14 protein-coding genes and 1 pseudogene are annotated in these 13,068 nt (G+C 64.2%); 9 read left to right on the top strand and 6 right to left on the bottom strand.

Annotated features, from left to right (window positions below; genetic code table 11):
• Positions 1 to 176 precede the first annotated feature (176 nt).
• Positions 177 to 1,229 (top strand): GGDEF domain-containing protein, encoded by a 1,053-nt coding sequence (locus tag BSQ44_RS18390; RefSeq protein ID WP_157894633.1) that lies wholly within the window; start codon positions 177 to 179, stop codon positions 1,227 to 1,229.
• A gap of 39 nt (positions 1,230 to 1,268) precedes the next feature.
• Here BSQ44_RS18390 and chrA read toward each other — a convergent pair whose 3' ends face one another.
• The 4 genes from chrA to BSQ44_RS18410 form a co-directional block, all read right to left on the bottom strand.
• Entirely contained in the window at positions 1,269 to 2,636 is a 1,368-nt protein-coding gene (gene chrA / locus BSQ44_RS18395) for a chromate efflux transporter (RefSeq protein ID WP_378215996.1), read from the bottom strand.
• A complete protein-coding gene (locus BSQ44_RS18400) occupies positions 2,633 to 2,956 on the bottom strand; it encodes a rhodanese-like domain-containing protein (protein WP_072606589.1) in 324 nt (107 codons plus the stop codon). Before BSQ44_RS18400 ends, chrA begins: the two co-directional genes overlap by 4 nt.
• Positions 2,957 to 3,075: 119 nt before the next feature.
• Positions 3,076 to 3,477 carry a (R)-mandelonitrile lyase gene (locus BSQ44_RS18405; protein WP_072606590.1) on the bottom strand — a complete coding sequence of 134 codons (402 nt, stop codon included), beginning with the start codon at positions 3,475 to 3,477 and terminating at the stop codon, positions 3,076 to 3,078.
• Between the two features lie 88 nt (positions 3,478 to 3,565).
• Complete coding sequence (locus tag BSQ44_RS18410) at positions 3,566 to 4,438, bottom strand: LysR family transcriptional regulator (protein ID WP_072608150.1); 873 nt, start codon at positions 4,436 to 4,438, stop codon at positions 3,566 to 3,568.
• 101 nt (positions 4,439 to 4,539) lie between these two features.
• Here BSQ44_RS18410 and BSQ44_RS18415 point away from each other — a divergent pair, with 101 nt between their 5' ends.
• A complete protein-coding gene (locus tag BSQ44_RS18415) occupies positions 4,540 to 4,758 on the top strand; it encodes a DUF1127 domain-containing protein (protein WP_072606591.1) in 219 nt (72 codons plus the stop codon).
• A gap of 107 nt (positions 4,759 to 4,865) precedes the next feature.
• On the opposite strand, the gene BSQ44_RS18420 is transcribed toward BSQ44_RS18415, so the two are convergent.
• On the bottom strand, positions 4,866 to 5,546 hold the full coding sequence (locus BSQ44_RS18420) for a DUF502 domain-containing protein (protein ID WP_072606592.1): 681 nt from the start codon (positions 5,544 to 5,546) through the stop codon (positions 4,866 to 4,868).
• A 288-nt stretch (positions 5,547 to 5,834) separates the two neighbouring features.
• On the opposite strand from BSQ44_RS18420, the gene BSQ44_RS18425 reads away from it, so the two are divergent.
• Both BSQ44_RS18425 and pth read left to right on the top strand, forming a co-directional pair.
• The gene (locus BSQ44_RS18425; protein WP_072606593.1) at positions 5,835 to 6,488 is read left to right on the top strand and encodes a 50S ribosomal protein L25/general stress protein Ctc; all 654 of its coding nucleotides are present in this window, start codon (positions 5,835 to 5,837) and stop codon (positions 6,486 to 6,488) included.
• A gap of 29 nt (positions 6,489 to 6,517) precedes the next feature.
• Entirely contained in the window at positions 6,518 to 7,243 is a 726-nt protein-coding gene (gene pth / locus BSQ44_RS18430; protein WP_072606594.1) for an aminoacyl-tRNA hydrolase, read from the top strand.
• Positions 7,244 to 7,344: 101 nt separating this feature from the next.
• Here pth and BSQ44_RS26975 read toward each other — a convergent pair whose 3' ends face one another.
• Positions 7,345 to 7,812, bottom strand: a complete 468-nt coding sequence (locus BSQ44_RS26975; RefSeq protein ID WP_157894634.1) for a hypothetical protein — start codon at positions 7,810 to 7,812, stop codon at positions 7,345 to 7,347.
• Positions 7,813 to 7,987: 175 nt separating this feature from the next.
• Between BSQ44_RS26975 and BSQ44_RS18440 the strand changes: the two are divergent.
• The 5 genes and pseudogenes from BSQ44_RS18440 to BSQ44_RS18460 all read left to right on the top strand — a co-directional run bounded on the left by BSQ44_RS18440 (position 7,988) and on the right by BSQ44_RS18460 (position 13,049).
• Positions 7,988 to 9,176 (top strand): annotated as a pseudogene (locus BSQ44_RS18440) (IS3 family transposase).
• 182 nt (positions 9,177 to 9,358) lie between these two features.
• Positions 9,359 to 9,610: a hypothetical protein gene (locus tag BSQ44_RS18445; protein WP_072606595.1), complete on the top strand. Its 252-nt coding sequence runs from the start codon at positions 9,359 to 9,361 to the stop codon at positions 9,608 to 9,610.
• Positions 9,597 to 10,058, top strand: a complete 462-nt coding sequence (locus BSQ44_RS18450) for a PIN domain-containing protein (RefSeq protein WP_072606596.1) — start codon at positions 9,597 to 9,599, stop codon at positions 10,056 to 10,058. The genes BSQ44_RS18445 and BSQ44_RS18450 overlap by 14 nt, the downstream gene beginning before the upstream one ends.
• A 12-nt stretch (positions 10,059 to 10,070) precedes the next feature.
• Positions 10,071 to 11,174 carry a redox-regulated ATPase YchF gene (gene ychF, locus BSQ44_RS18455; RefSeq protein WP_072606597.1) on the top strand — a complete coding sequence of 368 codons (1,104 nt, stop codon included), beginning with the start codon at positions 10,071 to 10,073 and terminating at the stop codon, positions 11,172 to 11,174.
• Between the two features lie 291 nt (positions 11,175 to 11,465).
• Entirely contained in the window at positions 11,466 to 13,049 is a 1,584-nt protein-coding gene (locus BSQ44_RS18460) for a peroxidase family protein (protein ID WP_235633263.1), read from the top strand.
• Positions 13,050 to 13,068: the final 19 nt, after the last annotated feature.

Here is a 13,068-nt window from a genome sequence, read left to right on the forward strand (position 1 = left end):
CCTGCACCTTACCATAGGTCATGTCGCAAGGGGTTCTGGACAACATCGGCGATCGGTCACGACCCGGCCTCGGACGAGGCCGCAGGGTCCAGGACGTCCTGTGGCGCATCCATCATTGGATTTCCGCCGCGCCTCCTGGTTGCTCGGCCGAGGTCCGAGAGCGGCTGATCCGCAGCGTGTTCGAACGCCGCGCCGTGGTTGTCTTCGGCGCCGTCACCTCCACGATATCGGCCATCACGGCAGCGATCCTCACCGGCGCGTCATGGCCGTATCTTTGGATAGTCGCCGAAGCCTTTCTGTTCGTGACGCGCATGCGCGGGCTGGTAGCCGTCGACCGGTCGTCTCCGCAGCAGGCCGAACGCCGTTATGCCAAGCTGCTCTTCCTCGGCATCATCTGGGGCACGGTCTTCGGCCTCGGCAGCTTCGGGATGATATCCGCGGGAGACCACGTGCTTGTCGTGCTGGCGGCGATCAACGTCGCCGGAGCGGTCGGCAACATCGCCTCGCGCAACGCACCGCTGCCGCGCTTCGGCATACTGGTGATGGCCGCTACCTGCATTCCCTTCACGGTTGCTCTCCTGACCTATGGAACGGCGGACATGTGGATCTCGCTGGTGATGGGACCCATGTGGCTTACGGGCATGACCTTCGTCATGCTGCAGAACCACGAGATCACGGTCCGCATGATCGTCGCCGAACTCGAGAACCACAGGATCGCGCGGACGGACAAGCTCACCGAACTCCCGAACCGCATCCTGCTGGAGGAGCGGCTGGAGGAACTGTGCGCATCGCTTGGGCAGGCCGAGGGCGACAGGGGCTTCGCCGTGCTCTGCCTCGACCTGGACGACTTCAAGCCCGTCAACGACGATTACGGCCACGCGGTCGGCGACAAGCTGCTCGGAGCGGCGGCGCGGCGTATCCACAATGCCATTCGTGAAGTGGATTCGGCCTACCGGTTGGGCGGCGACGAGTTCGTGGTACTCCTGCCGCAGACCTCCCGGGCGGAAGCGTTCTTCGTCGGCTCGCGCATCATTACCGCCCTTACGCGGCCTTTCGACATCGGTGCCGGCGAACTGGTCCGTATCAGTGCCAGCATCGGCAGTGCGGTCGCCGATGTGCCGGACGTCGATCCCCAGATTCTGCTCGATCGGGCCGACCGGGCGCTCTATGCCGCCAAGGCGGCCGGCAAGAATGTCTACCGCGACAGCCAAACCGGGGCCGGGGGATAGCGCCCGGGCCGGGTGTATTTCCGGTGTTGGCCGCCTTCCTCAGATCCCGACGAGAAGCATGGCCGCGCCGGCGAGCGCCGAAAGCATCAGAACGGCAATCAGATTGGCGTGGAAGCGCAGGAGCGCGATGCCGGCAGCGAGAGCGATGACCGCGGCCGCCGCATCGAAGCTGGCGAGGTCCGGCGCGGGAAGATCGAACGGACCAACGGCATAGGCATTCACTTCACCGAAGAGCACGTGAAGGGCGAACCAGACAGCGAGATTGGCGATCACGCCGACCACCGCGGCCGTGACGGCGGCCAGCGCCGCCGCCAGCCAGCGGACGTTTCGCACCGTCTCGACATAGGGCGCGCCGGCGAAAATCCACAGGAAGCAGGGCACGAAGGTGAACCACAAAGTCACCAGCGCGCCAGCGAGACCGCCGAGCAGCGGATCCAGCGCCGAAAAGCGCGCCGCTCCCAGGTAGCCGACGAAGACCAGGACGAGGATGAGCGGCCCTGGCGTGGTCTCGGCTAGACCGAGGCCCGTCAGCATCTCGTCCGGGCGCAGCCAGCCATGCACCTCCACCGCCTGCTGGGCCACATAGGCGAGCACCGCATAGGCGCCGCCGAAGGTCACCGCGGCCATCTTGGAGAAGAACGAGGCCTCGACCGCAAGCACATGTCGCTCGCCGAGCGCGGCGTGGAGGAGGAGCAGCGGGCCGAACCAAAGCACCAGCCAGACGGAAACGATGGAGACGAGGCGGGAAAGGCTCGGCCGTGCCCAAGAAGGAAGCGGCGTGTCGGCGACCGCATCGGCGGACACCGGGGTCGCATCCCTCCGCCGAAAGCCGGGCGAACGAAACAGATGGAGCACGGCCCCGATCAGCGCCGCGCCCAAGATGATCGCGGGAAAGGCTATGCCCAGGAAAGCGATGGCGACGAAGGCGGCCACAGCGATCGCCACCGCCGACGGCCCTTTCAAGGCGCGCCTCGAGACCTTGATCAGCGCCTCCAGCACGACGGCGAGCACCGCCGCCTTCAGCCCGAAGAGCAGCCCCTGCACGATCGCCACCTCGCCGACGAGCATGTAAGCCATGGTGAGCGCGACAAGCACCACAGCGCCCGGCAGCACGAAGAGCAGGCCCGCCATCAGCCCGCCCCGCACGCCGTGCAGCAGCCAGCCGGCATAGGTCGCGAGTTGCATGGCCTCGGGCCCAGGCAGAAGCATGCAGTAGTTCAACGCGTGCAGGAAGCGCCCCTCGTCCAGCCATTTGTGCTCCTCGACGAGGTAGCGGTGCATCAATGCGATCTGGCCGGCGGGACCGCCGAAGGACAGGAGGCCGATGCGGGCGAAGACGGAGAAGGCTTCGGAGAGCGTTGGGTGGGCGCCTGGCGCGACGGGCGACGTTTCGGGGATCGGACTCACGGCCGGGCTCCGATCGCAACCACCGGGTTTCCCGCGGCCTCCCACGCCGCGAAACCGCCTTCGAGATAGGCGGCATCGATGCCGAGTCCGGTCAGTGCGTCGGCGACGCCCTGGCTCACTTCATGTCCGTGGACGCAAAAGACGACCACGCGGCGGCCCCTGAACGCCAGTCCCCATTCGGTCGCCCGCTCGGGTTCGCCGCGCTCGGCATCGGGGATGGTCCTGCCTGACGACGATCGCGCCGGCGCCTTGCGCACATCAATGAGCACGGGCGGTTGGGGAAGGGACAGGAGATCGTCGAGATTGATCGGGATCGGCATGGAAGGCCTCCGCATGAATGAGCGAAGGCGGACTTGGGCCGAAGCCTCTCGCGGGGAGTCCACCCATACCCCCGAGAGAGAAGAGTACCGCCGCGTTGCGGCGCGATCAACTGCCGGCCTCAGCTATTTCCGGCGTACTGCGCGTCGGTGACCGGCTCCATCCAGTCGATATGCTTGCCGTCCAGCGCCTCGTGTATGGCGATGTGGGTCATGCCGGTGTCCGGCCCCGCGCCGTGCCAGTGTTTTTCGCCCGGCGCGATCCACAGCGTATCGCCGGGGCGAATTTCGATGATCGGCTCCCCGAGCTTCTGCGCCAGTCCGAGGCCGGACACGACGTGCAGCGTCTGGCCAAGCGGATGCGTATGCCAGTTGGTGCGCGCGCCGGGCTCGAAACTGACCGACGCGGCCCTCACCCGCGCCGGCTCGTCCGCCTCCACAATCGGGTCCTGCCAGACGGTACCGGTGAACCAGTCGGAAGAGGCTCTCTTCGTCGCGCGCGCGCCGCTCTTGGAATGTTGCATCGTGTTTCCTCCGAGATTTCAGGTCTGCGTGTGCGCGGGCTGCGCAGGGCGGAGCGCACATTGGAATGGCACAGGTAGCATTGCAATCCTACGACAGCGCCGGCTGGTTGAGCGAGAAAGCCTCGCGGATGGCTGTCGCCATACCGTTTACCGCCGGACCCTTGGCGGCGGGGTTCCGGTGCAGAACCACATGCGAGGCATCGATGTCGCCGAAACCGTCCTCGTGGCTCAGGGCGCGGCATTCCTCGGGGATGTTGCTGCGCGAGATGGGTGCAATCGCGAGGCCTGAGGTGACGGCGAGCTTCAAGCCGCCGTTGGTGTCGCTGACATAGGCCACCCTATAGTCGATCCCGCGCTGTTCGAGCGAACGTATCGCGAAGTTCCGGCACCAGCCCGAGCTGCCGTAGAGTGCGATCGGCAAGGGCCGCTCCTCGTGCATGCGGTGCAGCTCCGACGTCACCCAGACGGTCGGGTCCGTCATCAGTACCTCTCCTTCGGAAAAATCCTGCCACTCAAAGATCACCGCCAGGTCGAGTTCGCCGTTGCGGACCTTCGCGAAGTGATCGGCGGAGAAGCCATACCGGACGGTGACCTCGACATTGGGTTGCCGCTTCGAGAAGGCGCCGAGCGCCCGCGACAGCACACGCTGGCCATACTCCTCCGGAATTCCGATGCGGACCTTTCCATCAAGCGCCGGCGCATCGAGCATTGCGACCGTTTCGTCCATCAAGGAGACGATGCGCCTGGCATTCGACAGGAGCTGGTCGCCCCTGCGGGTGATCTCGACGCCGCGCGATCCGCGGGCGAACAGTGGCCCTCCGACCTGTTCCTCCAGCCGCTTGATCTGCATCGAGACCGCCGACTGCGTGCGGTGCACCTGCTCGGCCGCCCTGGTGATGTTGCCAGTTTCCGCCACGGCGACGAAGGTTCGCAAAAGGTCGCTGTCCAGGCGCGAGGTCATCCGCTCCACCATAAGATTCCCTGATGGCTGACATCATTGCAATTCGTTTGAAGCATGTCAAAGGCTGGCTATATGCATGACTTCAGCACTTGGAGCAGATCATGGCTTATTCGCAGACGTTTCAGGGAAGCATTCCCCTCCGCCGGTCGGTACCAACAGCCCCCTCGGCGAAGACTCCCTCCGTCCCGCTGGCGAGCCTTCTAGACCGGCGCGACGACCATCTGCTGGCTGACGTCGGCCTGACCCGCGACGAGGTGGGCGGACCGGCGGCCAGCTTCTGGCGCGACTGGAATGCGGCGAAGGAGCCCTGGTCGCTCTGACACCAAGAATTTCACCGGCTCCTCACTGACCCGCCTGCGCGAATGCAGGCGGGTGCTTTTTTGCCTTGGCCGCGTATTGCCCGTGGGCGAGAGAAATCCCCCGCCCCCTACCGCGGCGGGTCTTCCGCGGGCTGTGTGGCCACCGGTTCGGCCGATTGCGAGTAGTGGATATCCTCCGGCGCGTTCGAGCCGCCGGTGACCACGAACGACATCGCCTGATCGAACGTCCAGTCCGTGAAGGTCAGCTTGGCGATCGGGACGATCTCGATGTAGCCGTTCGTGGGGTTGGGCGCGGTGGGCACGTAGACGGCGGCGAGTTCCTCTCCCGTGGTGGCGTCGCGCAGGGTGCGCGTCACGATCCCGATCGCTTTCATGTCCCGCGAAGGGAAGTCGATCAGAACGACCCGGCGCCCCCCCTCGCCCGAGGGGCCGGAGATCGCGAGGAACCGCTTGGTCGCGCGGTAGATGCTCTCGACGAAGGGGATCGCGCCGATCGCCTTCTCGAAGAGGGAAATAAGCCGCTGCCCGAGCACCCGTCCCGCAGCCCAGCCGAGCAGATAGAGGAAGGCAAGCACGATCAGCACGGCCGCCACCGACTGCAGCGTGTCGTTGAGCAGCAGGTCCGCGATCCCGGGGTTTGTGGCGCGCAGCCCACGCGAAACGCCCCGAATCCAGGGTTCGCCAAAACCCGAGAGAACCTGGAACAGGAACCGCACGATCAGCCAGGTGATGACGAGAGGGGCCGCCGTCAGCAGACCAATGATGATGGTGCGTCCGATCGATCTCAAATGGCCGTCCTCCTGGACATGGGTTGGCGAGGCGTGGCATCCCTTCTAGCAGAGCCTCGCCACAGGGGGCACGCCGCCGTCGACGAAAGGGTTCGGGCGTCGTCTTCGCCGCGCAAGAGCGGGCGTGGCATGAACTTGCGCTCTTTCCTGCCTTCCGGTATAGGACCGCCACCCGCGTAGACACCCTTGGAGGCAACGCGGATGAGGGCCGCCTCGCGAGGCGGCTTTCGACGTTTACGGCCGGTCCGCCGACCGAAAACGCTCCAGCAACACGTGAAAGGAACTGCCATGGCTCACGAAGCTTACGAGCTGAAGGCCGAGGCGCGCGAACGGGTCGGTAAGGGGTCCGCCCGGAATGTTCGCCGCAACGGAAAAGTACCCGCCGTCATCTACGGCGACAAGCAGGCGCCCCTCGCCATCGCCTTGACCTACAAGGACGTCTACATGAAGATTCATGGCGGCGGCTTTCTGACGACCATCGCCACGATCGATCTCGACGGCAAGAAGATCCAGGTCCTGCCGAAGGATTTCCAGCTCGACCCGGTCCGCGACTTCCCCATGCATGTGGACTTCCTGCGCGTCGGCAAGGACACCGTGGTGACCGTTGAGATACCGGTGCATTTCATCAACGAAGAGAAATCGCCCGGCATAAAGCGCGGCGGGGTGCTCAACATCGTGCGTCACGAGGTCGAGTTCACCTGCCCTGCCAATGCGATCCCCGAATTCATCACGGTCGATCTCGCCGGCACCGAACTCGGCGATTCCATTCACATCTCCGCTGTCAAGCTGCCGGAAGGCGTGAAGCCGACGATCACCGACCGCGATTTCACGATCGCCACGATCGCTGCGCCGGCCGGCCTGCGCTCGGAAGAGGATGAAGCCGCCGCGGCCGAAACCGCCGAGGACAAGGACGACGACGAGGAAGAGGGCGAGGAGGAGTAGTCTCCTCCTAGCGCCGGGAGGCGGAAACCATGCAGATCATCGCAGGTCTCGGCAACCCCGGCGCAAAGCACGAGAACAACCGGCACAATGTCGGCTTCATGGCGGCGGACGCGATTGCCCGCCGCCATTCCTTTTCCCCCTGGTCGAAGAAGTTTTCCGCGCTGATCGCCGAAGGCATGCTTGACGGCGAGAAGGTGCTGCTCGTCAAGCCGCAGACCTTCATGAACCTGTCGGGCCAGTCGGTCGGCGAGGCCATGCGCTTCTACAAGATCTCCCCCGCGCACATCACTGTGCTCTACGACGAGCTCGACCTCGCGCCTGGCAAGGTACGCATCAAGACCGGCGGCGGCGCGGGCGGCCACAACGGCATCCGCTCGCTCGATTCCCACATCGGCAAGGACTATCGCCGCGTACGCATCGGCATCGGCCATCCCGGCTCCAAGGAACTCGTGCACAACTGGGTGCTGGGCGACTTCGCCAAGGCGGACGGCGAATGGCTTCAGCCCCTGCTCGACGCCATTGCCGACAATGCCGTGATGCTCGCCAAGGGCGACGACAACGGCTTCATGAACAAGCTGAGCCTCGCCGTGCCTGGCGCCGCGAAGGTTGGCCCTTCATCCGGAGGTGAAGATCGCCCCGCGAAGGGCAAGAGCCACATTCGGCGGGCCCGGCCGCAGCAGCCGGAGGTGAAGGTTCCGGAGACGGGGCCGATGGCGGCAATGCTGAAGAGGCTGTTTGGGAAGGATGGCGGGTAGGCAGTGGCCGCGTTTCGCGTCGAACTGAAACAGAATTGTGGATTCTGTTTCTGCGACGGGCCTGCTACGTCGTGCCAATAGCACGCGTAGATTTGCAGCAGTTAAGGGCCTTCGGTTCCCCCACTGCCTAGCGCAATTAATGTGCCTACTAGCTGTAAGATAAATCCTAAAAAGACGAAGAATGCACCGCTTATAAGTACAATACGACGCCTAACGATGGCTTCCGAACGTGGCGTGGAGGCAAAATCCAAGCGTCGCTGGTAGTATAATTTTTCCCGCTCAATTTGAGCATACTTACGCGCAATTTGACAGTTGATCATTGCCCCTCCGAACCGCACCTTCCACGCAGGAAAACCTCTTTCTCGGATCTCTAAAAATCTCTTTTCTTGGTCAGCCTTGTAAGAATCTGCCTCTGTTTTCATCCGATCCATGTCCGGTGCTGCGATTGGCTTCTCCGGGTTAGAGAGCAACTCAAGGCGATGAGAAAACCCAACTTCCCACACGAGAAAGCTAAAACCTACGATGTCAGATAGAAGGCCGATGGCTTGAAGTACGCCCGCGATGTTCATGGTGCGCATCCGAAGTGGGGAAAATAGACAACTCACATCTACCCTCTCATGCAAGCCTCCTAAAGAGGGAAAACTGTAGTAGACATACTCCTGTTAACCGTTCGATTTGTGACCTGCCACTGAGTTTTTCCTCCACCTGGAGTTAGAGTCCGGCTCTCGATCGAAGGACGGACAGATGAAGCGAAAGCGATTTACGGAAGAGCAGATCATCGGGGTTCTACGCGAGCACGAGGCGGGTGCGAAGGCAGGTGACCTGGCCCGCAAGCACGGGGTCTCTGAGGCGACGCTGTATAACTGGAAGGCGAAGTATGGCGGCATGGACGTGTCCGACGCCAAGCGCCTGAGGGCTTTGGAAGACGAGAACGGGAGGCTGAAGAACCTGCTCGCCGAGCAGATGCTGGAAGCCTCGGCCCTTCGCGAGCTCCTGTCAAAAAAATGGTAGGGCCCGCCGCCAAGCGCGAAGCCGTCGCGCATCTGCAGGCCGTCATGGGTCTGTCGGAGCGTCGGGCCTGTTCCATCGTCGGTGCCGATCGCACGATGATCCGCTACCAGTCGTGCCGGGCGCCGGAGACCGAACTGCGCGGCCGGCTGCGCGATCTCGCCAACGAGCGCCGGCGTTTCGGCTATCGGCGCCTGTTCATCCTGCTGCGGCGCGAGGGCGAGCCATCAGGGATCAACCGCATCTATCGGCTCTACCGCGAGGAGGGGCTGACAGTGCGCAAGCGCCGGGCGCGGCGACGCGCGGTGGGCACGCGGGCGCCGATCCTGGTCGAGGCGAGGCCGAACGCGCGTTGGTCGCTGGACTTCGTGCACGACCAGTTTGCCTGCGGGCGGCGGTTCCGCGTGCTCAACATCGTCGACGACGTGACCCGCGAATGCCTGGGCGCCATCCCCGACACGTCGATCTCCGGTCGTCGGGTGGCCCGTGAGCTGACCGATCTGATCAGCCGTCGCGGCAAGCCGGACATGATCGTTTCCGACCACGGCACGGAGTTCACCTCGAACGCGATCCTCGCCTGGTCGAAGGATCATCGCGTCGAATGGCACTACATCGCGCCGGGCAAGCCCATGCAAAACGGTTACGTCGAATCCTTCAACGGCCGGATGCGCGACGAACTCCTGAACGAGAGCCTGTTCTTCGGCCTCGACCACGCCCGCAACGCCATCGCCGAGTGGCGGCAGGACTTCAACTCTGCGAGACCTCATTCCTCGCTCGGATACCAGACCCCGGCGGCCTTCGCCGGAACTCTCGCCGCAACCGCCTCCGACGCTTCGCTCGATAAGGCTTCGCGTCTCCACCGGTTGCTCGAACCGCGCCCTACGGCGTAACAGAAACGGCCAAGGCTCTAACCGCCGCTGGATGAAAGTTCAGTGGCAGGTCATTTGACACAGATTCATTGTATCTTCTTTCAAAGTTCCCGCCTAACACGCGCCAGACGGTGGCTACCCGAGACGGAGTGCCGATCCTAGGGACGCTCCCCTTGACTGATAGTCACGGAAACACGATATCACGAAAACACAGATCTCGTGTTTTCGTGAGGATGACATGAAGAACATCACCATATCGGTGACCGAAGGAGACGCTCAGCGTTTCCGTGTCGCCGCCGCAAAGGCGGGACAGAGCGTTTCCCGCTATCTCGCGGAAGCAGGGGCACGGCGGATCGAGGCGGAAGACGCGTCGGCGCGGCGCCATTCGCGTCAGCGCGAGGCCTTGGAACGAATCCTGGCCGGGCCGGAATGGGACGTCACGAGCGACGGACGCATGCCCACGTCCGAAGAGCGAAATGCCCGGAACTAGGGTCTTCGTCGACACCAACATCCTCCTCTACCTGCATGACCGCAGGGAGGCGTCGAAGGGCGCGGTTGTGAGAACCTGGCTTCGACGCCTGGCCGATCTGGACAGCATGCGCCTGAACCTCCAGGTACTGAACGAAGTGACGAACGTGTTGCTTCGCAAGCGCTGGTTCGATACGCCGCTGCAAGTCTATGCCGTCATCGACGAATTGGCGGGCATGGGCTCGGAGCCGATCGGCTGGAAGGATGTCGAAATCGCGCGACTGATCCACGCGGTGCAGCGCTACTCCTGGTGGGATTACCTGCTGCTGGCATCCGCGCTGGAGCTCGGCTGCACGCATTTCCTCTCCGAAGATCTGCAGGACGGCCAGCGGATCGAAGCGGACGACAAAGCCTTGACGATCGTCAGCCCTTTCGCCCATAGCGCTGAGCACATTCAGACTTCACGTTAGGACCATTCCACCATGGGCTTCAAATGCGGCATCGTTGGGCTGCCCAACGTTGGCAAATCGACCTTGTTCAACGCGCTGACCAGGACGGCGGCGGCGCAGGCGGCGAACTATCCGTTCTGCACGATCGAGCCGAACACCGGCGAGGTGGCGGTTCCCGATCCGCGGCTGAAGGCGATCGCGGCGATCGCCAAGTCGAAGGAGATCATCCCGACGCGGATTTCCTTCGTCGACATTGCCGGCCTCGTGCGCGGCGCCTCGAAGGGCGAAGGCCTGGGCAACCAGTTCCTGGCCAACATCCGCGAGGTCGACGCGATCGTGCACGTGCTGCGCTGTTTCGAGGACGACGACATCACCCATGTCGAGGGGCGCATCGACCCCGTCGCCGACGCCGAGACAGTCGAGACGGAGCTGATGCTCTCCGATCTCGACAGCCTGGAGCGTCGTATCGTCCAGTTCCGCAAGCGCGCCAGCGGCAAGGAGAAGGAGGCGCTGACCGTGCTTCCCGTCATGGAGCGCGCGCTCGAGCTGCTGCAGGACGGCAAGCCGGTACGCGTCATGCTGAAGGGCATCGCCGCGGAGGACCTGCGCATCCTGCAGGGGCTCAACCTGTTGACCGCGCATCCGGTGCTCTACGTCTGCAACGTCGCCGAGGGAGACGCCGTTGGGGGCAACGAACACACGCGTGCCGTCGAGAAGATGGCCGAGGCGCAGGCCGCACGCACGGTGGTGATCTCAGCGGCTATCGAGGCGGAGGTCGCGCAGCTGCCCGACGAGGAGGCGCGCGAGTTTCTCGACGCCATGGGACTGGAGGAGCCCGGCCTCGATCGTTTGATCCGCGAGGGCTACGCGCTGCTGGACCTCATCACCTATTTCACCGCCGGGCCGAAGGAGACCCGCGCCTGGACGGTGGAGAAAGGCTCGAAGGCGCCGCAGGCAGCCGGCGTGATCCACACCGACTTCGAACGCGGCTTCATCCGCGCCCAGACCATAGCCTACGACGACTACGTCTCCCTAGGCGGCGAAGTGGCGGCCAAGGAAGCCGGCAAGGCGCGCGACGAGGGCAAGGAATACGTTGTCCAGGACGGCGACGTGATGCTCTTCAAGTTCAACACTTGAGCGTTGCCGCCTCGTTATCGTTCATATGACCCGGCCGTGTGAAGTCGCGCACAGACTCGTGCCGCGGCGGGCGCTATCGCTCGCCAAGGGTCAAGCCCGATCATCGGTACGATAAGACGGACGGTGAAGGGCTGCCTCGACCGGACTTCGCTCATATCACGGCAAGGGGAACAGGCGGGGAGCACTGTGACCGCGAACGGCGCTGCCGGGAAACCGACGACCGCGGCGGCGAACCGCGGAAAAGGGGCTTCACGCATCCGCCGGAACCCGGCGGCAGCAAGGAGATTCTCCGTGCCTCAGACCCTCGAAGACGTCAAGAAAGCCACCGAACCCAAGCATGTTCCCAAGGCGCTTCTGCAGACGCTGACCGCCGCCTCCAATACGGTGAAGGTCAGCCCCGGCCATGGAAAGGCGGGACGCCAGCCGAACCGTCACTTGCTCGACACGCTTTCGGGAAACCGGGACCCCGGCATGTTCGGCAATATGTTCCCGAAGCTCGCGCCGCTCGACGTTCCGGACGCGAAGCTGCAGGCGCTCGCCGATGCGATGATGGAGGCGAGCGGCGGCGATCCATCCGGCGACAATCCCAACATTCCGGCCGGCTTCACCTTCCTTGGCCAGTTCATCGACCACGACATTACGCTCGACCTCACCTCGCTTGCCGAGAAGCAGAAGGACCCGCTCGGCATCGAGAACTTCCGCACGCCGGCGCTCGATCTCGACTGCGTCTATGGGCTTGGCCCGGACGGCAGCCCGCATCTCTATGCGCGCGGATCCTCCTCCGACCGCAAGCACGGCCCGAAACTTCTGATCGGCCGGAACTTCGATTCCGGTGAAGGCGCGTTCCGCAACGACCTGCCGCGCAGCCCGGAAGGATTCGCGCTGATCGGCGACCACCGCAACGACGAGAACCTGCTGGTTGCGCAGACGCACCTGCTCTTCCTGAAGTTCCACAACGCGGTCTGCGACCGGCTCGCCAAATCCACCAATCCGCCGCCGGACGTCTTTTCCGAGGCAAGGCGGCTGACGTCGTGGCACTTCCAATGGATCGTGCTGCACGACTGGGTGGAGCGACTTACCGAGCCGGGCATCGTCGCGAAGATCCTGCATGACGGACGAAAGTTCTATCGCTTCCGCAGGACGCCCTTCATGCCAATCGAGTTTTCCGCCGCCGCCTATCGGCTCGGCCACTCGATGGTGCGACAGTTCTACAACGTCAACCGCGTGGCTGGCCCGACCGACTTCAAGACGCTCTTCGAGTACAGCGGCCTTTCGGGCGGCATCGTGGGCGATCTCGCGCCGACCCCGCCGCTGGACCCGCCGGCGACCGCCTATGCGAGCGTTCCGAGCAAGATGATCCTCGACTGGCGGCGCTTCTACGACCTCGACCTGCCGCCGCAGCCGGGCGTCGCCACGGCCGCGTCGCGCCGGCTCGATCCGTTCCTGGCGAAGGAACTGCACATGCTGCCCGACGGCACGAGCCTGCCCTTCCGGAACATGAAGCGCGGTGTCAATCTGGGCCTCCCCTCCGGCCAGGACGTCGCCGCGGCGATGAAGGTCAAGAACCCGCTGACGCATGACGAGATCGCATCGGGCCCGGACGGAGCCGTGGCGAAGGCGCAGGGCCTGCACAAGGCCACGCCGCTCTGGTACTACATCCTGAAGGAAGCGCATGTCCGACACGCCGGGCTTCGGCTCGGACCGGTCGGCTCGACGATCATCGCGGAGGTGTTCGTCGGGCTCGTGCATGGCGACCAGCAGTCCTACCTCTGGCAGCGCAAGAACTGGAAACCCGAGCTGCCCTCAAAGACGGCGGGCGAATTCACGATGGCCGACATGATCCGCTTCGTCGACGACGTCAACCCGCTTGGCTGATGCCGGGGTCGCCCGCCTG

It is taken from the genome of Aquibium oceanicum, from assembly GCF_001889605.1.
Taxonomy (GTDB): domain Bacteria; phylum Pseudomonadota; class Alphaproteobacteria; order Rhizobiales; family Rhizobiaceae; genus Aquibium; species Aquibium oceanicum.